19 protein-coding genes, 4 pseudogenes and 1 other annotated feature are annotated in these 20,957 nt (G+C 58.6%); of the genes and pseudogenes, 8 read left to right on the plus strand and 15 right to left on the minus strand.

Annotated elements, in window-relative coordinates:
* Positions 1–446 precede the first annotated feature (446 nt).
* Positions 447–806 (minus strand): annotated as a pseudogene (locus RXV88_RS19310) (IS6 family transposase); the annotation flags it as partial.
* A gap of 131 nt (positions 807–937) precedes the next feature.
* Between RXV88_RS19310 and RXV88_RS19315 the strand changes: the two are divergent.
* A complete protein-coding gene (locus tag RXV88_RS19315) occupies positions 938–1,867 on the plus strand; it encodes an integrase (protein ID WP_316295136.1) in 930 nt (309 codons plus the stop codon).
* Here the strand turns inward: RXV88_RS19315 and RXV88_RS19320 are convergent.
* Positions 1,864–2,148, minus strand: coding sequence for a hypothetical protein (locus tag RXV88_RS19320; protein ID WP_316295137.1), 285 nt, complete (start codon positions 2,146–2,148; stop codon positions 1,864–1,866). The two genes, RXV88_RS19315 and RXV88_RS19320, sit on opposite strands and share 4 nt — an antisense overlap.
* A 237-nt stretch (positions 2,149–2,385) precedes the next feature.
* On the opposite strand from RXV88_RS19320, the gene RXV88_RS19325 reads away from it, so the two are divergent.
* The 3 genes from RXV88_RS19325 (at position 2,386) to RXV88_RS19335 (ending at position 3,444) form a co-directional block, all read left to right on the plus strand.
* Positions 2,386–2,589, plus strand: coding sequence for a DUF2892 domain-containing protein (locus RXV88_RS19325; protein WP_316295138.1), 204 nt, complete (start codon positions 2,386–2,388; stop codon positions 2,587–2,589).
* A gap of 39 nt (positions 2,590–2,628) precedes the next feature.
* Complete coding sequence (locus RXV88_RS19330) at positions 2,629–2,916, plus strand: DUF1330 domain-containing protein (RefSeq protein ID WP_316295139.1); 288 nt, start codon at positions 2,629–2,631, stop codon at positions 2,914–2,916.
* 294 nt (positions 2,917–3,210) lie between these two features.
* Positions 3,211–3,444 (plus strand): DUF3489 domain-containing protein, encoded by a 234-nt coding sequence (locus tag RXV88_RS19335; RefSeq protein ID WP_316295140.1) that lies wholly within the window; start codon positions 3,211–3,213, stop codon positions 3,442–3,444.
* Positions 3,445–3,585: 141 nt separating this feature from the next.
* On the opposite strand, the pseudogene RXV88_RS19340 reads toward RXV88_RS19335, so the two are convergent.
* Both RXV88_RS19340 and RXV88_RS19345 read right to left on the minus strand, forming a co-directional pair.
* Positions 3,586–3,972: pseudogene (locus RXV88_RS19340) on the minus strand (IS5 family transposase); the annotation flags it as partial.
* Positions 3,973–4,178: 206 nt separating this feature from the next.
* Positions 4,179–5,195 (minus strand): TRAP transporter substrate-binding protein, encoded by a 1,017-nt coding sequence (locus RXV88_RS19345; RefSeq protein ID WP_316295141.1) that lies wholly within the window; start codon positions 5,193–5,195, stop codon positions 4,179–4,181.
* Positions 5,196–5,454: 259 nt separating this feature from the next.
* On the opposite strand from RXV88_RS19345, the pseudogene RXV88_RS19350 reads away from it, so the two are divergent.
* Positions 5,455–6,126 (plus strand): annotated as a pseudogene (locus RXV88_RS19350) (IS6 family transposase); the annotation flags it as partial.
* Positions 6,127–6,180: 54 nt separating this feature from the next.
* Here RXV88_RS19350 and RXV88_RS19355 read toward each other — a convergent pair.
* The 4 genes and pseudogenes from RXV88_RS19355 to RXV88_RS19370 form a co-directional block, all read right to left on the minus strand.
* The gene (locus RXV88_RS19355; RefSeq protein WP_316295142.1) at positions 6,181–7,473 is read right to left on the minus strand and encodes a TRAP transporter large permease; all 1,293 of its coding nucleotides are present in this window, start codon (positions 7,471–7,473) and stop codon (positions 6,181–6,183) included.
* On the minus strand, positions 7,470–7,994 hold the full coding sequence (locus tag RXV88_RS19360; RefSeq protein WP_316295143.1) for a TRAP transporter small permease: 525 nt from the start codon (positions 7,992–7,994) through the stop codon (positions 7,470–7,472). Before RXV88_RS19360 ends, RXV88_RS19355 begins: the two co-directional genes overlap by 4 nt.
* Positions 7,995–8,171: 177 nt before the next feature.
* Positions 8,172–8,620: pseudogene (locus RXV88_RS19365) on the minus strand (transposase); the annotation flags it as partial.
* Positions 8,217–8,333, minus strand: a sequence feature (AL1L pseudoknot). Its footprint overlaps the pseudogene before it by 117 nt.
* Positions 8,621–8,937: 317 nt before the next feature.
* The gene (locus RXV88_RS19370; protein WP_316295144.1) at positions 8,938–9,675 is read right to left on the minus strand and encodes a hypothetical protein; all 738 of its coding nucleotides are present in this window, start codon (positions 9,673–9,675) and stop codon (positions 8,938–8,940) included.
* Here RXV88_RS19370 and RXV88_RS19375 point away from each other — a divergent pair.
* On the plus strand, positions 9,665–11,416 hold the full coding sequence (locus tag RXV88_RS19375; protein WP_316295145.1) for a winged helix-turn-helix domain-containing protein: 1,752 nt from the start codon (positions 9,665–9,667) through the stop codon (positions 11,414–11,416). The genes RXV88_RS19370 and RXV88_RS19375 overlap by 11 nt on opposite strands.
* An 809-nt stretch (positions 11,417–12,225) precedes the next feature.
* Here the strand turns inward: RXV88_RS19375 and RXV88_RS19380 are convergent.
* Positions 12,226–13,122 carry a LysR substrate-binding domain-containing protein gene (locus RXV88_RS19380; RefSeq protein ID WP_316295146.1) on the minus strand — a complete coding sequence of 299 codons (897 nt, stop codon included), beginning with the start codon at positions 13,120–13,122 and terminating at the stop codon, positions 12,226–12,228.
* 103 nt (positions 13,123–13,225) lie between these two features.
* Here RXV88_RS19380 and RXV88_RS19385 point away from each other — a divergent pair, with 103 nt between their 5' ends.
* Positions 13,226–13,450, plus strand: coding sequence for a hypothetical protein (locus RXV88_RS19385; RefSeq protein ID WP_316295147.1), 225 nt, complete (start codon positions 13,226–13,228; stop codon positions 13,448–13,450).
* Between the two features lie 800 nt (positions 13,451–14,250).
* Here RXV88_RS19385 and RXV88_RS19390 read toward each other — a convergent pair.
* Genes RXV88_RS19390 through RXV88_RS19410 form a run of 5 tightly spaced genes read right to left on the minus strand, consistent with a single transcriptional unit; the run spans position 14,251 to position 18,432 of the window.
* The gene (locus RXV88_RS19390) at positions 14,251–15,849 is read right to left on the minus strand and encodes a hypothetical protein (protein ID WP_316295148.1); all 1,599 of its coding nucleotides are present in this window, start codon (positions 15,847–15,849) and stop codon (positions 14,251–14,253) included.
* Positions 15,842–16,060, minus strand: a complete 219-nt coding sequence (locus RXV88_RS19395) for a hypothetical protein (protein WP_316295149.1) — start codon at positions 16,058–16,060, stop codon at positions 15,842–15,844. The genes RXV88_RS19390 and RXV88_RS19395 overlap by 8 nt, the downstream gene beginning before the upstream one ends.
* Positions 16,060–16,257, minus strand: coding sequence for a helix-turn-helix domain-containing protein (locus RXV88_RS19400; RefSeq protein WP_316295150.1), 198 nt, complete (start codon positions 16,255–16,257; stop codon positions 16,060–16,062). The genes RXV88_RS19395 and RXV88_RS19400 overlap by 1 nt, the downstream gene beginning before the upstream one ends.
* Before the next feature lie 46 nt (positions 16,258–16,303).
* Entirely contained in the window at positions 16,304–17,359 is a 1,056-nt protein-coding gene (locus tag RXV88_RS19405; RefSeq protein ID WP_316295151.1) for a hypothetical protein, read from the minus strand.
* Entirely contained in the window at positions 17,356–18,432 is a 1,077-nt protein-coding gene (locus tag RXV88_RS19410) for an integrase family protein (protein WP_316295152.1), read from the minus strand. The genes RXV88_RS19405 and RXV88_RS19410 overlap by 4 nt, the downstream gene beginning before the upstream one ends.
* 238 nt (positions 18,433–18,670) lie before the next feature.
* Between RXV88_RS19410 and RXV88_RS19415 the strand changes: the two genes are divergently transcribed.
* The gene (locus RXV88_RS19415) at positions 18,671–19,366 is read left to right on the plus strand and encodes an SDR family NAD(P)-dependent oxidoreductase (RefSeq protein ID WP_316295153.1); all 696 of its coding nucleotides are present in this window, start codon (positions 18,671–18,673) and stop codon (positions 19,364–19,366) included.
* A gap of 377 nt (positions 19,367–19,743) precedes the next feature.
* Here RXV88_RS19415 and RXV88_RS19420 read toward each other — a convergent pair whose 3' ends face one another.
* Positions 19,744–20,658, minus strand: coding sequence for an ankyrin repeat domain-containing protein (locus RXV88_RS19420; RefSeq protein WP_316295154.1), 915 nt, complete (start codon positions 20,656–20,658; stop codon positions 19,744–19,746).
* Between the last annotated feature and the right edge of the window lie 299 nt (positions 20,659–20,957).

Here is a 20,957-nt window from a genome sequence, read left to right on the forward strand (position 1 = left end):
CCTCGCTCTTGTCGCCGGAGGATGCAGCATGGCTAAATTGGGGCAATAAGCGTAGTCCTTGAGTCTGCCTTGGGCTCAAGACAGACATCTGAGTCTTTTCGTCGGATGACCGGTTCACTGCGAAGAGCGGACCTTCATAGGAAGAGATATGCGCCCGGGCTCTGCACACAATCTGCTTCGCGCAGTGCCTCAGTTTTCGCCTCTGATGTCCAGTGTTCCCTTCCGATCCTCGGATCCGTTCCTGATGCTCCGCAACGCCGCCGCAACGTTCTGCGACGCCTTCAGCTGATTGGCCTTGATGTAGAAGTTCTCCGTGGTGGCCGGTGAGCGGTGCCCAAGCAGCGCTCTGCCCCGCAGCGCGTCCTCTGGCGATGTCTCGGCAAGGAAGGTCGCGGCAATGGTTCGGAAGGCATGCGGGGACAAGGCCTCACCGAACAAATGCTCTGACTGGCGACACTGTCTCGCGTCTTGGTCACGAAACTTTCGAGCACCTCGCCTTCATGGTCCACAGCCCGCCAGAGGTAGTGCCGCTCTCCGTTGATCTTCACGAAAATCTCGTCGAGATGCCAACGCCAGCGGCTCGATTTCATTCCTTCGGTGCGCCGCTTCCGGATTTCCGCTGCAAAAATCGGACCGAAACGATGCCACCAATACCGGACTGTCTCGTGGCTGATGTCGACGCCGCGCTCGTGCAGCAGGTCCTCGACATTCCGGAGCGAGAGCGGAAATCGGACATACAGCATCACCGCCAGGCGGATGATTTCTGGGCTGCTGTGAAAGCCCTTGAACGGGTCAGGTTTGGTCATGTTCCGACGCTACGAGGCCGCCCTGCACGTCTCAACCGGAATCCTTCTGACAAAACCAGTCGAAGCAGAACACTTCGCACGCTGCCGAGAAGTCCCGCTCCTTCGAGCATTACGCGCATCTGCTGTCCGAAATGACCCGCGTTCAGAAGAAGGGCGCGCGCAACAAGTATGCCTTCTCCGACGAGTATAAGATCCTCTATCGCGAGACTGACGGGGTGGTCTCCTACTTCGGCAAATACGATGTGGGTAAGATCACCTTGGGTATGGTGCGCGACTATCTGGTCTTTCTGGACAAGCGCGGGGACAAGCCCCTGGCACCGTCCACGAAGGCAAAGCAGTGTATGATGATCCGCAAAGTGCTGATGCTGGCACTAGAAGACGGCGTGGTCGATATCATCCCGCCTATGCCGAAGCAGCGCACGGTCGACAAACCACGGGTGTCGTTCCGCGATGCCGAGTATCGGAAACTGCTGGAAACAGCGCGCAAGTGTGCCGACCGTGGTGACAAGGTTCGGGGCGTCGAGGTCACGCGCGAGCACTACAACCTGATCGTCTTCGCCGTTCACTCCTTCCTGCGCCCGACCGAGACCGAACTCTTCGGCATCCGGTTCTGCGACATTGAGACGAAGGACGATCCGAAGCACCTTCTGATGACGCTGACGGGCAAGACCGGATATCGCACCTCGGCATCGCTGGAAGCGGCGGTCGATATATTCGAGAAGCAGCGCGAGATTCACGCGGGCTCAGCGGACACCGACTATGTGTTTATGCCCCAGTATGACAACCGGACGACTGCTGTGAACACCTACCGTCGCATCTTCAACCACTTCCTCGACGAGGCGAAGTTGAAGACGGACAAGGACGGCAACGCGCGGTCGCCCTACTCGTTGCGCCACTACGCGCTACAGACGCGCCTGCGGAAGTCAGAGGGCAAGGTCAACATTTACTGGTTGGCAGAGAATGCGGGCACTTCGGTCGAACAGCTAGAGCGGTTCTATCTCAAGCGGATGGAACCCACGGGCGAGCGGGTGCGGAACATTCAGTCGTTTGGAGATCATTAGCCGTGAGCGAACACTTCGCCTGCTTGCGAACTGGACATCGTCATCGGCAGTTCTTCAGTGGCTTGAGCGCGGATCTCAGCGATCCGTGATTGCGCTGCTTCCGCCTTTGCCGCGTCCGAATATTCCGTCACGACACAGAAAGTCAGATCACCTGTTCTAATCATCTGAACCCTTGTGGCTCCAACTGACATGATCATTGGCACGAACTTATCGCGAGCCAAATTTTCCATTTCGTCGGTCCAATCAGTGCAATCCCAATGCGACACAGTGCTATAAGCCATAGTCCCCTCCCTGAAACACAGCGATCCAAATTGGCGCTGCAAGCGGTGAGTGTGGCACGCCGCGTTGCGTTGACCTAACGAAATCTCCGAAAACGGCTTTATGCCTAGATAATGCTGTATGACGTTTCACGCCGGGCGCTCCTGCGAGCGCCCGCCACGCCTCGCGTAATCCCAAAAATCTTGGCGAATTCGGACGCTTCGTGCATCATGCCCACATACAACACGGGGGAAATGATTATGACCGTTGAACGTTCGATCCTTCTGATCGTGGGCATCATTGTTCTGGGAAGCGCCCTGCTTGCTGCATTCCACAGCCCGAACTGGCTCTGGCTCACGGGCATCATGGGCGCGCATCTGATCCAAGCGTCCTTTACCGGCATGTGTCCGGTGGTCATGACCCTGAAGAAACTTGGATTTCCCACCAAGGCTGGGTTCGCCTGATCCAACGCAAAGAACCAGATAGCGCTGGGAGGAAGCAACATGCCGAAAGGGTATCTCGTCGCTCATATTCGGGTGCACGACAGAGAGGCATTTGAGGAGTTCAAACGGCTTTCCGGGGCTGCGATCAAAGCGCACAACGGTAAAGTTTTGGTCCGGAACCCCTCGCCAGATCACCGCGAGGGTGGCGCTCAGGGTTTGGTTATCGTGATCGAGTTTGAAAGCATCGATGCCGCCAGAGCCTTCTATGAGTCCGACGCCTATAGCGAGGCTCGAACCGTTCGTGAGAAAATCTCGGACACCGACCTGATCCTTGTCGAAGGGCTCTAAATCGGCGGGCGGGAGCGGGCGGGATTCGAACGCTCAGGTCGCTCGGAGCTTCGGTCAGCAGAATATTTCGTCTTGTACCGCGGGCAGTGCCGAAGCTCCCGATTCTTTTTGTCGGATGACTGCTTTTCCCCGTTAAGCGGCTATTATTCCACTGGACTTGGTGCGCAAAGAGAGCGGTAGTGTGGGTGTCGCGACGCACCTGGCGCCGCGCGCCGCCTTCTCCGCCCGGGGCTCCGGGCTTTGCTCAGTGGCAGGATCACTTTCGACCTGCCTGAACAAAATGGAGAAGACAGAATGACAACGCAGACCAAAACGAAGACAAAGAAAGCGCAGCTGATCCAATTGCTGACCCGGAAGGCCGGTGCGGATGTTGCGACGATCAGCGACAAGCTGGGCTGGCAGTCCCATACAACGCGGGCGGCGCTGACCGGCCTGCGTAAGGCGGGGTTCGAGATCTCCGCCGAGAACCCGGGCGAGGGCAAACCCCTGAGCTACCGCATCACGGGCCAACCGGCGGACGCCGCCTGATGACGGACAATGCGGACATCGTCGCGCGTTGGGAAGAGCTCGGCCAGATGGACCGGGCGGCCCTGCGCGTGGCCTGGGGCCTTGTTGCATAAATCAGGTTCTGAGCGGAGTTCCCCTTTCCCCGGACGGACTTATCCTACGGCCACTGTGACGGGTACCTGTGTTGTCGATCAGCAGGTTCAGCGGACCCGCACCGCCACGGTACGGGATCGCTACATTCAGCGTTCGTTGACGGCGACACAGGGTACTGAAGTCCGGCACCACCCAATCCAAGCCGACAAGCTTCAGCAGGCTTTGCACGAACCCCGTCGTTTGCCGCAACGGCAGGCCAAACAGCACCTTCATCGTCAGACACGTCTGGATCGCCGCGTCGCTGAAGCTCGGCTGTCGGCCGCGTTTGCCGGTCGGTGGGGCTCGCCATGTCATTTCTGGATCAAACCAGATCGTCAGCGATCCGCGCCGCTTCAAACTTTCATTGTAAGCCGACCAGTTCGTGGTCTTGTACTTCGTAGGGGCCCAACTGCTCATGCCATCCAGCTATCATGCTGGATTCACGCAGTGAATCCCTCACCCGATTTGTGCAACAAGGCCGCCGAGAGTGTCTCTGATTTCATATAAATGGATGAAGAAATTATCGCGATCCCGGGTTTCGTTGCGCATGCCCTGAAGCATTCTTTTCAGCGTCAGATCGTCACCAAGACGCTTCAGAACGTTCTCTCCGAACGCAAATTGTGTCAGAATCGGCTGTCGTGCCGTTCGAGCGCGTCGATGTAGCTCTGGTAGACCGCCTCGGGATCGACACCGGCCGCGGCCGCGTCTTCCTTCCACTGGTTCACCAGCGGCGCGGCGGCATCTCGCCACGCCTGCACCTCTTCCTCGGTCGGCAAATAGAGGATGTGCTCGGGGTCATCGATCATCTTTTGCCGGCCCGAAGCCTCGTTCTCGGCCAATCCGGTGGAAAAGCGCTTGGACCATTCCGGTGTGCAATGGTCGTCGATCACCGTCTTCAGATCGGCGGGCATCCCTTCATAGGTCGCCTTGTTGATCAGCAGAAGCTGCGCCGAGATGTAGAACGGCATGTCGAGATGGTATCTAGTCTCGCTGTCGATCCCGGAGATGTAGATCGAGTTCCACGGGAAGGTGATCGCGTCGACCATGCCGTTTGCGATTACCTCGCGTGCCTCGGGTGCCGGCACCTGCACCGGTCCACCGCCAAGCGAAGAGACGAAGCGTGCCATGGTGGCATGGGCCGGGCGCACGTTCAGACCGTCCACATCTGCCGGTACCTTGATCGGCACCTTGGAATGAAAGGTGCCCGGGTCGTGCGGGTTGGCGATGCAGAACTTGACATCGGCCATCTCGGTCTCTGCGATGGCCGCATACCATTCGTGCAGCGCCTGCGCTCCACCGACGGCGTTGTTGGCGTGGAACGGGATCTCTATCAGCGAGTAGATCGGGAACCGCCCCGCCTGGTAGCCAGGGTTGACGTAACCGATATCGGCGATCCCGTCCCGCGTCATGTCATAGTGGTCGGGTGCGGCTCCGAGTTGCTGGGCCGGGAAGATCGTCACGTCGATCCGCCCGCCTGACGCTTCCCCTATGGATTCGATCCATGGCTCGATCCCCAGCGGCTGGATCGGGTGCGTCGGCGGCACCCAATGCGCAAGGCGCAGATTGAACTCCTGCGCCGCCGAAGCACCCGATATCAGCGCGAGTGCGGTCGCGCCTGCAAGCATGGTCTTGACGGGCATGCTCTCCTCCAAATTGCATAATCCGGCATTTCCCATTTGGCCGGTCTCCCGATGATGTTACGGCCAGCTGAAACGGTTTTACTAACGTTTTTTTTGCCTCGGTGGGTCTTGGGAAGGTGAGAGCCGGACGCGAAGTGCGGCAGAGCGGGTGGTGTCAGACTGATTTGAACCGGTCTCACCAAGGGCGCTGTCACGTTAACCGGTTGGTGATCTAGCAAGTTTGAGTATATGGCCCTGCATGCGCCAATTCTCCTAAGCCCGCCACCGGTTCCCGCCGGCGATCATCCAGCATGCCGTCTGGCTCTACTTCCGGTTTGCACTGAGCTATTGCGATGTCGAGGACATGCTTGCCGAACGGGGCATCGATGTGTCCTACGAGACCGTTCGGCGACGGACGCTGAAGTTTGGCCGCATCTACGCTCAGCAGATCCGCTGTCGCCGACCTCGGCCCTCCGATCGATGGCACCTGGATGAAGTCTTGCTCAAGATCGGTGGCAAGATCGTCTATCTCTGGCGTGCTGTCGGCGACGAGGGCGAGGTTCTCGACATCCTGGTCCAATCGAAGCGGGACCGGAAAGCGGCCGCGAACTAGTTGCGAAAATTGCTGAAGCGGCAAGGCTATGTGCCTGATGAGATCGTGACGGATCGGCTTCGGTCCTACGGTGCCGCCTTGCGCGAGTTGGATCTGGCCGATCGGCAAGTGACTGGCGGGCGGTCGAACAACCGGGCAGAGGTTTCACATCAGCCCACTCGACGCCGAGAGCGGCTGCAAATTGGGTTCAAGTCGCCCGGATCGGCTCAGCGCTTCCTGTCCTTGCACACCGCCATCTCAAACCACTTCAACGTCCAACGCCATCTGATTTCTCGCCGCACACCTAAAATCTTTCGCGCCAGGGCCTCGGACGACTGGCGTGAGATCGTGGCGGCCTGAGGACGCATTCGGAAGGTGCTGGCGGCCAACCTGAGTTGCCGTGACAGTGCCGTCTCATCGCATGGTCTGCGGCAGCCAGAGTACCAGCGACGGCACCGCCACAAGCAGGAACAGCCGGACGATATCGGCGGCGACGAAAGGCAGAACCCCGCGGAAGACCGTAGTCAGCGGAATACTTCGTGCGATGGAGTTGATGACGAACACGTTCATCCCCACGGGCGGCGTGATCAGGCCCAGTTCCACCGTCATCACGATGATGACCCCGAACCAGATCGGATCGAAGCCCAGCTGCGTAACGATGGGAAAAACGATAGGCACCAGCAGGATGATCATCGCCATCGCGTCGAGGATACAGCCCATGATGACGAAGAACGCCAGGATCAGCGCCAATGTGCCATAGGCCCCCAGGTCCAGCGCGACTAGCCACGCAGTGATCTTCTGCGGACTTTGCGTGACGGCGAGGAAATAGCCGAACAGGATCGCGCCGATCAGGATCGTGTAGATCGCGACCGAGGTGCGCAGCGCCTCGATCAGGCTGGAAAGCAGCAGGCGTGCCGTCAGCCGCCCCCGAACGAAGCCGATGACAGCCGTAAGGAACGACCCGACCGCGGCCGCCTCGGTCGCCGTTGTCACGCCGAAATAGATCGACCCGATAATAAGCACGAAGAGCAGCATCACCGCCCAGACACCCGCAAACGACCGGACTGCTTCGCCGAGGTGGAATTTCTCGCCGGCCGGCAGACGGCTGCCATAGGCAAGGCGGACGGCACCCATGTACATCAGGATCGCCAGCAGACCGGGGACGATTCCGGCGATGAACAGCACCCCCACATCCTGCTCGGTGATATAGCCATAGACCGCCAGCACGACCGAGGGCGGGATCAGGATACCCAGGGTGCCGCCGGCGGCGATGACACCGGTCGAGACATCATCGGGATAGCCTGCCTTCTTCATCTCGGGCAGCGCGATCTTGGTCATGGTGGCCGCCGTTGCGACCGACGACCCGCAGATCGCCGCAAAGCCCGCGCACGCGCCGATGGTCGACATGGCCATCCCGCCCTTCATGAAGCCGAACCAGTGGCGGCCTGTGCGGAACAGTTCGCGGGACATGCCGGAATTGGTGGCCAGCACGCCCATCAGCACGAAGAACGGGATCAGCGTCAGATTGAAATCGGTCACGGTGCGGATCGGCGACTGCGCCAGCAGGTTCAGGGCAGGCTTCCAACCGGTGATGCCAGCAAAGCCCGCCACGCCCACCAGCCCCATCGCGATGCCCACCGGCACGCGCAGCATCATCATCGCGAAAAGCGCGGCGAATCCACTGATGGCTACAACGTCTCCGCTCATGCGTCGTCCTTCACGTCGATACTTTCGAAGTGGTCCAGCGATCCGCGCCCGGTCACGATCAGGAGCAACCGTGCGACAATCGCCGGTAGGCTGACCACGACGCCCAGCCAGATGAGGCCCATCATCGGCCAGGCGGGCAGGCGCAGGTCCATGGTAGATTCACCGCTGCCTGCCGCGCTGGACACCCGGCCGAACATCTTCCAGGCCAGAATTGCGGTGAAGATCAAAAGCAGGCTCCAGGCGAAGGTATCGATCCAGCGGCGCGGTCCGCTGGGCAGACGCTCGGCCAGGAGGTCGACTTTGATGTGAGAGCCGCGGTAGCCGACGCTGGCAAAGCCCCACATGATCGCCGCGCCCAGCAGCAGGCGCGACATGTCGAAGGCGTCCGGGAGGGGCCAAGCAAACAGGTATCTCCCCACGGCCGAGGCGACGACAAGCAGTGTCACCAGCCCCATGATGAGGCCGGACACCACCTCGATCCCGTGCGAGATGCGTTCAAGAATGCGTTGAAGTCTCAGCATAGAAGGCGTCGCGGGGGTACTGTCAAGTTAACCGTTGAAGGCCATCCTTTTCGGCACGGCTTCGTTCGAAAGGGCCACAAATCACCTGTTCGTTAAGCGAATACCTCCGCAGAACGCCGACAAACAACCGATCCGAGCCAATGTCACGATACCACCTTGGCTCAAGTTGACAATGCCTTTGGACGGATCAGCGAGGCACGCCAGGCGGTGGTAATATGTCGATGGCGCGATCGGCAGGACCCTGCAGATCGACTCGACGCCGTAGACAACGCGCTGATCTTCAATGAAGGCGATCATCGCTTCAGTGGGCGGTCGAGTTCCGCCTGAGCAAAATACGCTGATGCTTTACGAAGAATTTCATTCGCCTGGCGTAGCTCACGGTTCTCCCGTTCCAGAGCCTTGATGCGATCACGTTCTTCCGTCGTCACACCATTGCGCATGCCACTGTCTTTCTCAGCCTGCTTGACCCATCCGCTCAAGGTCTGGGGAATACAGCCGATCTTGGGTGCAATGGCCGCGATCGCGCCTGCCTGTGTCTCGTATGAGCCTTGATGCTCGAACACCATTCGAACCGCACGTGCGCGGACCTCGGGCGAGTAGCGATTTGCCATTTTGCTTTTTGTCATAACCATCATCCTTACTTAAGTTGATGGTCTCCGACAAACTCGGGGCGATTCACCAATCGGCAACGCGAGCCGGTCGATCTCGGCTTCGGCGCGTGGCATGGCGTCCGTGTCGGCCATGTGGCGGCCGGCATCGACGAAGGTGACATCCTTGATGCCGATAAAGCCCAGAACATGCCGCAGATACGGTTTTCACGCCTTGCTTGCCGCCGCCATATGTTCACGGGACGGTAGCAGACAGCAGCGGCAGCGATTGGAACAACGAGAGCTATTCAGTTCGCAGATACCGAATTCCCTTGGTCAGTCCTGAATGATGTTGCCTACCACTCCGAAATGCGAACGTTCCGATATGAGACAGTTACGTTGTCGGTGGCTGGGATATTCATGGCGCCGAACAGACCGTATCGGAATTGAACCTCGCCCCCTTCGGCCATATTGGGACGGCCCGACGTGTCGGTCAGGACCTCGTCATCGCATTCGATCACAAATACCCCAGGCGTTCGGTCTTTGAGGGATCGGCGAGGCGTGGAATCGTACTGGATACGCACGGAGACCCTGTGCCACTCACCGAACTCGTCAGCAGAGATGCATTCACGTGTCCGGAAGGTGAGACCCTCGTTATTCAACTCGAAACCATACAGCATATCCGTACCGGTCTCGAATTGTCCGGCGGTCAACCGGGCGCCGCTTGCATTGTAGCTGAAGTCTTCCGGGATGAGGATCTCCCATTCATACAGGCGCCTATCTCCGGCAATCGCCGTCGTCGTTTCGAAATACTCAATCCTGTTGCGTCCGCGACCGCAGTCGGACGTGTTTGCCTGCAGCTCGGTAGAAAAATACTCCAGATCGCTGCACTCGCCGGGGAGAAGCTGGAAACGCTCACTTCCATCGGCATCTCGAACAGGAACGCCTTCACGTGGGGCGTTCAGATCGAAAGTCTGGGCATGAGCGGGGCCTGTAATCGCCAACGCAAGCGAGATCGCGAGAACACACGGAAGCATCCCTTGCCGTGCTTTTTCCGACTGCGCGAGGCCCGCTATTCCCGTCGTGCGTTCCATCAAGTATCCTCCATCTGTGCAGCGGAATTATCCGCTTCTCGTTGCCGCAGGCCCGCCGTCGGAAAAATCGAATGGACGGCCTTTGATGACAGTAGGATTGGAGGGCCAGTGTTTGTGGTTTGCCAAACGAAATAACTTGAAATCTTCTGAAATCCGACTTGGGGCTGCGGTTGCTGACCGATCAACCGGGCGCGTCTACGATTCTGAGGGCAAGGAAATTGAGTTGCGGCACCAGTCCCGAGAAGTTCTTGTTTCATTGGCAAAAAATCCCGGCCAGACGGTAACGCGCCAAGCGCTGATCAATGACGTTTGGTCAGGACGGGCGGTTGCCGCCGACAGCGTGGCACAATGCATTGCAGAGATCCGGCGCGCCTTGGGCGATGCCGAAAAACGCATCGTCGAAACCGTCCCGCGAGAGGGCTACAGGCTTGTCATGCCTGAACCTGACGCCGCCCCAGCAGCCTTTCGGTACTGGCTGGGTTCTTTGCCCGTGGCGGCCGCCTTGGTGTTTGTTGCTGTGATCGGCGCCTACTTTTTGACGCGCCCGGACGACGCAACCGATGCACCGGTGGTCGCGGTTCTGCCCTTCGAAGACTTCTCCAATGAGCCGCATAAAGGTTACCTCAGCGACGCCATCAGCGAAAACATCATCACCGCGCTTGCACGGTTTCCGCAGATGGCCGTCATCTCGCGTCGCTCCAGCTTTCAGTTTCGAGAGTCGCCTCAAGGGGTATCCGAAATTGCCGAGGCGCTCGGGGCCGATTTCATCCTCGAAGGCAGCCAGCAGTTTAATGGCGAGCGTTTGACGATCACTACGCAGTTGATCGATAGCGCGACAGAGACCCATATCTGGGCGGACGAGATCGATGTGCCGCTAGAGGCAATGCTCAAAGCAAACAACGACATCAGTCGCATGATTGCCAAGGCGGTCGGCACAACTGTGATCGATACCGCCGGGGCCAGTATGACCGCCGGTGACGTAAGTGCGTTGATGATCTCAAACGCAGCCCAAAGCCGCATCATGCGGAGCTTCACCCGCGAAAATCTGTTGATCAATATTGAGGAACAGGAAAAATCCATGCGCGACTATCCGGAATCCGCATGGGGATTTCTGGGCCAGGCCATCTCTCTGCGGATCGGACTGCAATACGGCTGGATCGAAGGCGACGAAGCTGCACTCCGCGAACGGATGCACGAGCTTGCCCGCCGTGGCGTTCAACTCGATCCCAACAACTTCCTGGCATACCACGCCCTGGGGCGGGCGTTGATGTTCAACGGCGAGGTTGAAGACGCGACGCATGCCTTCCTGCGTGGGATCGAATTGAACCCCTCATCCACCATCGTCGGTAATGGGCTGGCCGTTGCCCTGATATACTTGGGCAAGACAGATGAAGCCCTGGAAGTCCTTGCGCAGATGGAGCGCATCGATCCGCTCAAACACTTTGACCTGTATTGGAACAAGGCCTGGGCCTTGTGGCAGGATGGAGACTGCTCGGCAGCTCTGAATGCCTTCAAGGCGGCGCCTTCGATGCCGATTGCAGCCAACAAGCTGCTCGCCGCAATTCACTATTGCAATGGCGATGAAGACGAAGCAGCGAGGGCCATGGCAGCGTATCTTGCAGAAAACCCCGACTGGACGGTTTCGCGGGTAAGAGACATAGAGACGCGAATTTGGACGGCCCCCGGCGCACTAGATCGCTGGCTGGTGGCGATGGAGGCCTCGGGCATGCCTTTGCAATGATGGTGCGCTATGGCTCCGCAAATAATTGTTCAAACCGGACACCAGACCGATTGCAGCAGAACCGGCCTCTGCCCTTAAAAGAACGGCGGCTTTGGTGAGACGTTTGGGGCTCGCGCATCCGCAGCCAATGTCCACTGTCCGCCCTTCGCGACTGATGCTGCGCCGTTGCGCAATGACGGTATTGGGCTCTTCCAAGACATCTGAGCAAAATGATCAGATGACCGCTGGACGGCGGTAAGCAGCCGTCAGAGCCCACGGAACAGCAGAGACACGCTCGAACGACAGCTTTAACTGGCTCCAAACGTTCGACGACATTGAGGCTACGACTGGAGCGCGGGCAATCCAGACCTATGCCTCAGGAATGCCTGCCTGTCGCATCGCGTCATAGAACTCTGTCCGATTTTCAACGGCGGATGGAGGCACAGAGTCGCGCAGTTTTTGCACGGTTATCTAAGGATAGGCGGCAAGAAGCTTTTCATATGCCTCCTTCGCGCCGTTCTCTCGGCCGAGGTAGATGTTCAGGGCCGCAATGAAGCGGTGTGGTCCTTTCGCGGTAGAGCTCGTCAGCGAGTGCACGCGCCTCATCCCATTATGGAACATGTAGATGTGCCGCCGGCCGAGAACGGTTAGACGGCTCTCAGCAGGTTTCCAGCCCAAAAACCGCAGAACGAAGGCCGCCTAGGACTGCAAACAGGCTCAGGCTGGCCATCTGAACCTTTAGCTCAAATGCCCCAGTGGAGCCCATTTTTTCCATTGCTGCGCAACAGATTGATGTCGGCGTCCGTCGCGCCACCAGCAGGCGCCCTTCATCAAACCGATGTTTCGCCGTCTGCGAGCGCGCATTCATCCAGCAGCCACTCGCAGACTGCACGAACCGCCTTCCGGCGCCAAGCGCGGGAGTTGATGGCGAGAAAATACCCGCCGAAGGGAATCTCGACGTCGGCGATTTCGACCAACGCACCCGACAGGCGTTCCGGTTCGCACAGGTTCTTGTCCATCAGCACCGCTCCGAGACCGGCCACCGCAGACTGTATCGCCAGAATTGCGCTGAGCGGATGCGGCAGGTTCAGGTCCGGCACATCCTTTAGGCCGGCCTTCTGAAACCACTCGGGCCAGAGGCGAAACGTCGCGTCTTCGATCAGGGGGCCCCTTGCCAGCTCCCGAAGATCGACCTTGCCGCCCGCTATCGGGACGAAACCAGGCGCCGCGTAGGCCCGAACGCAGGATCGAAAAATCAGGTGATATCCCTCGGCCGGTTCGCTGCGCAGGTACCGCAAGCCCATGTCGAAATCATGGGCTTCGATATCCATGACCTTCGACGTCACGGAAAGCTTCAGATCGATATCAGGGTGCCGCGCCCGGAAACCTGCAAGCCGTGGGATCAGCCACTTCTGGGCGACGGTATTTTCCGTCGTGAGCGTGACGGTGCCAGCGGGCGGAACCGAGAGAGCCTCGGTCGCCTGGGAAATCAGGTCGAACGCCGGCGTGATCTCGGCAAGGTACGCGCGGCCTTGGTCAGTCAAGGCAACGCCGGTGTTCCGCGCTTGAAAGAGATGGACGTTGAGACGGTCTTCCAAACCCCGAACGTGCCGAGAGATTGCGGAATGGGACACATTCAGCTCTTCCGCCGCCTTGGTGAAACTCCCCAACCGACCCGCCGCCTCAAAGGCGCGGAGAGCGTTCAGAGGGGGCAGGAGGCGTCGCATCTCTCTTTGTGACTTTTTGGAACAATCGGTGTCAAGAAACGGCGTTTGAGCGGAATGGATGGATCGACGCAGACTTTCTGCAGGACAAACCAGGGAGGCGACCATGATGCCGATGAACGAGCGGGCGTCCGAAGTTTTCGACGCACCGGAAAAACGAGAAATCCCGGGAATCAAAGCCCATGCAAGGACCGCTCTTGCCACGCTCAAGTCCGCCCTGCGGGTGCGGGATACCCCGGAGCAGCTGCCGGTCCGGTTGCAACGGGACGCCGGACTGGACGAATTGGATATGGAATGCAGACGCATAGCCAGGAGGCCGCTGATCCGCTGAGGTCAATCTAGGCCGCAACACGGGCACAGCTTGCTTTTGCGGTCGTTGGCGGCAGTCTTGTCGCTCAGACGAAACATACCGCCTAGCAGGGAAAAAAATCGGACCGGAGCGCAACCAAGGACCCTCGGGCCAAAAACCAGCTCTCACGCGCCTGACAAAGCTGCTCAGGGGCCCAACCCAGATTTCTCGATCCCCATGCCCCTAGGCCAGAAAGGCCCTGTGCGACGCCAGGGGCGGCTACTGGGGCAGTCGGAGGTAACGGCCGCTCCGAAATTTCTTTCCCTCAGAAAAAAATCTCTGCGTGAGGGAGCTGCCGGTTTGGGTCGGCGGCCCTCCTGGACTTTTGCCCCACCCCTCCCATTGGCGAGCGCACCGATTACTGATGACGCCGCGAAATGAGCCTGGGGCCCGTTGCCGTTACAGCGTGACGCAACTGAAACAATGGGTTTGTACCGGGCAACTCTTTGAACCAATTATGTTTTTCCTCACTGTTACAAACTTACCATCAAAACAGATAGAACAAAGTGGGCAAAGGGCTCCGAGATGTGGGATAACTGCTCGGGCTCTTTTCTGTAACCGCTGTCACAAGCTGGATTCACCCAGTGATTTCAGCATATTGTCTGGTACAGCCAATAGTTCCGCTGGGACACTCTTGTCAGTCACGAGCCGCTGTCGAAACCGAGGAGCTCAAAAGGCAACTGGATAACCCGATGTTGTTCATACTTTGTGACGCGTACTGGATTCGGAGGGTATATGGCTCCATCGAGCTTCATCAGTGCGGACTTGTGCGCGCCGTTTTTCTACTTGGTCCTGGCAAAGAGTTTTGCCGTCTGATTGTCTTTCCCGACACGGACCGAAACCAGGCGCTTCGAAAGGCTGACGTAAACCCCATGCCGTCTTAGAGCCGCCGCGAAATGATCGCTGTCCGGCGTGCTGTTCCCGTCGATCACGCGCTCCAACATTTCCCGGATGCTTCTGTTTTCACCGCGGTCGAGCGGTACAATCTCGCTGAGGAGATGATCCAACGCGTCCTGGCCTTCACAATCCTGTTGGGCCTCGGATGCGTCGCCGAGCAAGGCATCAAGCGGTTCGTCGAGATCTTCAAGGCGGAGGCTGTCAATCTCGCCGTTGTGCAGAGCGAGGTCGAGCCCGCAAAGGATGGCCGCAGCCGTTTCAGCCTGTCTGACATCAGCGCCTTTCGATTGAGCGCGTGCCTTGATCGATGCAAAAGTCCGGTCCCACCTGGGGCTCTGTCTGAGCATGCGGCCGCGAAAGCGGCTTGACAGGTTGCAGCAATCGGCGAGGAAAGCTTCGACGTCTTCCGCCGCCATCGAGGGGGCATCTGGTGCCGGCAAGGGTTTCAGTGCGATGACGGCAAAACGCGACCGGTCCTGAGGTTCGAAATGAACATGATTGATCGACGTCAGGTAGGCGCTCCCAACGATCCTGAACGAGACCGCCTTGTGATCTGCGCTACCCCGAGAGATCTTGCCCCCGGCGCCACCGGACATTCGTCTGAGCAATCCGAGGATATTATCCTGCCGGGCAGCGCCGCGATCACTACTGTCGGGTTCAAACTCGTCGATAAGAAGCGGCCGCGCGTGGTTATTCCTCGACTGACGCAGGCCTGCCTCAGTTGCGTCGTTGATCGGTTCGCCCGCCAAGTCGCCCAGAAGACAAGCAGCGGCATTAAGCAAAGTGGATTTGCCCGAACCGCGACTGCCGGACACGTACAGATGAGGTCGCCAAGTCGGGTACCCACCCAAAGAAGCAAGCGCGATAAACCCAAGCCAGATGCACGCGTCGCAAGACCTGGACCATCCCCAGAGCTTTTCGAGTTTGTTCAAAAGCACCTTCATCGCATCAAATGGGAGGGGCTCGAAATCTGGCGCTGAGATGGATTGTCCGGCAATCATCACCTGTTTCGATTTGAACTCCATCAACGACGCGTTTCTTCCGTCCGCAAAGATGACTTGTTCGCCGCAATGCATGATGGCGCCGCCGTTTTCGTCACGCCAGACGCCGGAAGCCCGCAGATCAAGACTGGATGGATCGATCACTCCCCTCTGATTGCATTTTTCAATGATCCAGAGCCCGGCCCTTTTGGGACACCAGTCAATTTTTCCGCTCGGGAATTCCGCCAGGCACGCATCGATGATTTCGCGGCGCTGGCCCACGAAGATCGCCCGGACACCTCTGCCAGCCTCCAGTTGTTCCGCACTCATACTGCGATGTTCTCCGCTGGGAGCGATGAAATGATATTTCCCGTCCTTGTGGCCCAACGGCCTAATCAAGATGGGATGCTCCTTCATTTCGAGCGCATCCTGCTCAGAGAAGTCCACTTCCAGTTCGACTTCCTCAATTTCAGTCTCGGCAATGGATTTAAGGGGTTTAGTCACAAGCAAATCCTCCCTCGAAGTCGTGCCGCCGCCGCGCATGGGTGGCCGTCAGCAGTTCTTTCTGCATCTGGCTCTTCAGGTCGGCGTGATTTTCCGGATGAGGGTAATTGCTCGGCGTTTTGGAAGCGGAACGAGAGCCGCCGCGTTTCATCAATCCAGCCGAATTCGCCAAGCCCGCCATCCCCACACAGGGCTCCTTGGAAACGGCCATCAGTCGTCCCCCGCGCAAGTGTTCGCTTCGATCCAAGCATCGATGTCGGACGGGCGGTAGCGAACCATCCGCCCCAGCCGCACGACGCGCGGCCCCCTGCCCTTGTAAGTGCAGGCCTCAAGGTACCTTTTCGAAATCCCGTAGCTTTGGGCGACCTCTTCGCGGGTCAGCAGTCGCTCGCTGATGATCTTGACCATCTCAGTGCCTCCAGTTTCGTCTGAACTGCACTGAACATCGCAGTGGTCAGCTCGAAATAATATCTGGAGGGTCTCCGTTTTCCCTCTCGATAATATTCAGCTGCCGAAGTTCGTCGATGCTAACTTTCTGTTCTTTGGGCATATTTTCGAAACCTTCCTTCGGCACATTTGCGCCCGCCCAAGCGTCTTTCGCAGCGTTTGGCGTCAATTTGTAACGTTCGCGCACCAAGGTTTGGAGGTTGCTCGCAGTGCAGCGGCGACCGCTACCCTCGTAATGTTTGAAGATCGCCTCGATGGTCCGCGATGCCTGTTTTCGCCTGAAATGCAACGGGACATCCCGTCTTGCCAAGCCTTCCGGCAAGTCTGACGACAAGGCAAAACTGTGCTCGTCGCTGAAGTCTCGGATAGTGATTTTGCCCGCAATGTTCGCCGGGACAAATCGCTCACCAGCGCGCGCGGTCTCGGCGGCGATTATTCTTCCGTCCGCAAGCGCCTGAGACAGGAGCTCTTCAAGGTTTCCTTGCAGACAAAGCACATCATGGGCAAATGCCTCATCTCCCGACCAATCCAGCGATGTATGCAATTCCACAGAGAAATCCCCCGGATCTCCCGGGATATCCCTGGCATACTCTTGGCAATAGAGCTGAGAATAACAGGCGTCGCTTGGGAATCTCCATCTGCTTGGCATTTCGATCGTGACGAACCTGAACAAAGCGAAGAGGTCGAAATCGGCCACATGGCGCTCGCTCAAACGGCTCCCGACGAGTTTCCGAAGGCCTGCTTTCCCATTTTGCCAGTTGACAGCCCTGCCGTCGGAAAAATCTTGGCGTAGGCCACTCGGAAATAGCTCTTCCGCTACCGCAGCCTGGAAACTGGGATCGTTGGTTGCCGGGCCCAGCAAGTCGATCTTCGACACTTGCTCTTGCAGCATAGACAACAAATGCTTCGGTGGCTTCTCAGTCTTTTCGACCGGCCAGGCATTGCCTTGCGAGATCAGTTCGATCGCCTCTTCTTCCGTTGCCTTGAAGTTCTCGTTGCGCTTGGGGACCCCGTTCCGCCCGCTCCGAAGGCTGACCAAGCGCCAGGAATGTTCCGATTTCACCGACCGATCCTCTTCTGCAATTGATTACAAACCGTCTCCATCGCCGGCCTGAGCACATCGAGAGAAGGTTTCATGTACCTTTGTCCAGTGATCGAGAGCGGCGTGTGGTTCAACAACCGCCCGACGATCTCTTCGAGAACGCCGGCCTCCATCGCCACCGTCGCGAAGGTCCTTCGATGTGCGTGCGGGCTCCACTTGAACCGCTGTGGTCCGGTCAGATGCCCGCTCGGCGCCTTCGGCGACGGGAACACCCATTTGCGGCTCAGCCCGCGCAGAGGTGCCAGGATCTCATGATGACATTGCACGATCGGAAGATCGAAGCTGCGCCCGTTCTTGGTCATGGGCAGGTGGATGTAGTCCTCATGCACGTTCTTCCATTCGAGGGTCAGCAACTCGGTTTTCCGGAAGCCCGTGAACAGGGCCATCTCGTAGAACACCCGGTGGATCGGGTTGTACAAGCCATCGACCTCGTCCCGCCATTCGCGCAGATCTTCTATGATCGTTCCGTTTGGCTTTTCCTCGTACCACTCGATCGCCATCGTCGGGCTCTCTGGCAGGTCGTAGGTTCGCCGGGCATGGTTCCAGATCGACCGAAACATCCGGAGGACGCGATTGGCCCCAACCGGATGGGCTCCCAGTTCCTGGTGCCGACGCACGACCATCGACTTGGTGATCTCGTCGATCGGCAGTCTGAGCCAATCTTTCAGGTGCAAATAGAGTGAGGATCGAACACCGTCCTTGTAGCTCTGGCTGCGCAGCTTAGGGCGGACCAGGTAGGCTTCCATCGCGGCCTCAAGGGTTGGCGCCCCGATCTGGATCTTCTTGCCGGCTCCCCTGCCCCATTCCAGCGCGAAGCCGAGGGCCGTCTGCCGCGCAGCGTTCGCAGAGATGACCGGGAACCGTCCGATCAGGACACGCTTGGTCTGACCGCCCACATCCTTCTGAAAGTACCAGGTCTTCGAGCGCTTGCCGACGAAGAGCACGAGGCCCTTAACCTCGCTGTCCCAGTGCTTGTCGGTGCCGGATTTTGTCTGCGGAACCTTGCGGGCGAAGGTCTCTGTGAGCTTGGGCATAACTGTCGGCTTTTTGTCGGAAACGGCATGATACTCGATGCAAGTCGGTGTGACCCGGTGAGATTGATTATCAAATGAAATGAAACTCATAGCAACCCAGCGCAACCGGGTGACACTCAAACCACTTCCTTGGAAGGCTGAGGTCTTACCACTACACAACGCCCGCTCAGCGCGTTAGGCCTATGACAGACGCCTTCAGAGGTCAAGCATCAGCTTTGCAAAGCAGGGAGAAATTGCCATGCAGAAACCCCATGCCGTGATCATCGGCGTCGGTGATGGACTCTCCGCCGCGCTGGCGCGCAACCTTGCTGCGGATCATGCGCTGACCCTGGCCGCGCGCAGCGGCGACAAGATGGCCGCCGTCGCAGTGGAAACCGGCGCGGAGACGGTGCTTCTGGACGCCACCGACGAGGACGTGGTGGCCAACCTCTTCGCCGCCCTGCCCGCCCCGCCACGGGTCGTGATCTACAACCCCTCGGCACGGGTGCGCGGGCCCATCGCCGAGCTGTCCGCGGACGATGTGCGCAGAGCGGTCGAAGTGACGGCCATCGGTGCATTTCTGACCGCCAAGCACGCAGCGAAGCGGATGCTGGCCGCCGAGCCCATCGACGGCACACGAGGAACCATCCTTTTCACCGGCGCCTCGGCCGGGGTGAAGGGCTTCCCGCAATCGGCACCTTTCGCCATGGGCAAGTTCGCCCAGCGTGGCCTTGCCGAAAGCATGGCCCGCGAGCTGCACCCCCAGGGCATTCACGTAGCCTGGATCAATATCGACGGCGCAATCCTTAATCCGGGGCGGGCAGAGCCCGCAGACGCCCCCGGCTCGATGCTCCGCCCCGAGGCCATAGCCCGCACCTATCGCCATCTTATCGAGCAGGACCGAAGCGCCTGGACGCATGAAGTGGCCGTACGTCCTTGGGTCGAGCGGTTCTAAACCGAGCGAAGAGATATCCAGCCACGCGCTCATGCACTTCCAGTTCGTCCGTGAGCAGTCTTTGGGCCTCCAAACCGGACACTGGCAAGATTTCGACAGAGCAACGTCTGCTTTGGCAGTTCTATGGCCGGTTGAGCGGCGAACCGGACCCTCGCCTCAAACCAGCCTGCGTCCGAGTTGCGGACTTTCCAGACCTTCACGCCAATCAGTCCAACTGGCGCTTTCGGCCCTTACCGGCCATTCATCGTATTGAACTGCGCTGCGGTGCGGCTTCCCCGAAGCTGCCGTTCGTGGCACGGTGCAGCATCGCGAGGCTGGCCCAGGTCCGCTGTGCGGACAAACCCGTCGCTAATGAGACTATCAGGCGAATAGCCCCACTAGTAGGCCAACGACTTTAAGAAAAATGTGATGTCTGCGATCTCCTTGGGCTTCCGAACCAATTGGTGGCCCATCAAGGTGCCAGGGACAGTGAGCATCGGACGATATACGAAGGAGTAGAGGCGGTCATCAGTCCATTCGCCGCCAAAGTCCCTAAGTGCTTGCGAATACTCAAAGGCCGTATCCCGAGCTACTTCTTGACCATATATGCCAATTAGTGGCGGGCCGTGGTCGCGCGCGGCAGGCGGAGGGTCTCCAGCCTCGATGGCGTGACAAGTTTTGCAGTACACTCTTGCCAGTTCACGTCCTCTGCCGATGTCCGCACTGGCCAAAACGTTTTCAGCGAAAACGATCGGTATCGGCGTCGCGCCGGCATCTTTTAACAGTGATGCTACTTCCAGGTGCTTATCGTGAATAGCGACATGTAGGGGCGTTTGTTCTCCGAGTTTATAGGCATTACTACCTTGGCCGACACGAATAAAATTTACGTCGGCACCCGCATCTATCAGCAGTTTGGCAGACTGCTCATTACCATTCTTTGCCGCAATGTGCAGTGGTGTACGGTTATCTTTGTCCAGCGCATCAACCTCTGCCCCATATTCGATCAGCGCCGCGATGACGTCCGCTCGGTTCCGATTGGTTGCAACGTGCAGTGGCCTCCCAAGAATACCGCTGCTTGCCTCTAAATCGGCGCCACCATCGGCTAGCATGCGAACAACTTCGGTGTGTCCATTCATGGCCGCCAAGTGCAGCGGTGTTCCAAATTTATCAGCCTCGTTCGGGTCTGCGCCGCCCTCCAACAACGTCGCAACGAACGCCGCATCGCCTGCCTTTGCCGCATCGCTCAGCGGCCCCGACAATGCTGGGAATGCAAAGGACACCATGGATATGGCCACAATAATCAAGTTGAGCATCTTCTCGTCCCCCAAAGATTGAAAGCGCACGCAAGCCAAGCCGCTCTTCCAAACTACCACGGGACTGCCTTGAGCCAAACATCAGCGACTGCTCCGGGCTCAAAGCGGTCTTGCGGCAGCGCGGCGGTCGCAACTGGCCACCCAGGCGGTCGCACCGACGCTAACGGCCCAAAGCTGACTTTGAGCGCTCCTCCAGCAAACGGCAGCTAAGCCTCGGCATTTCCATGCTTCGCTTGGCAAACCAAACTTTGAGGACCACACAAACCCTGAATCAAAATAACAGCCCCAAAATAACGCCC

It is taken from the genome of Aestuariicoccus sp. MJ-SS9 (assembly GCF_032586235.1).
Classification (GTDB): Bacteria; Pseudomonadota; Alphaproteobacteria; order Rhodobacterales; family Rhodobacteraceae; genus Aestuariicoccus.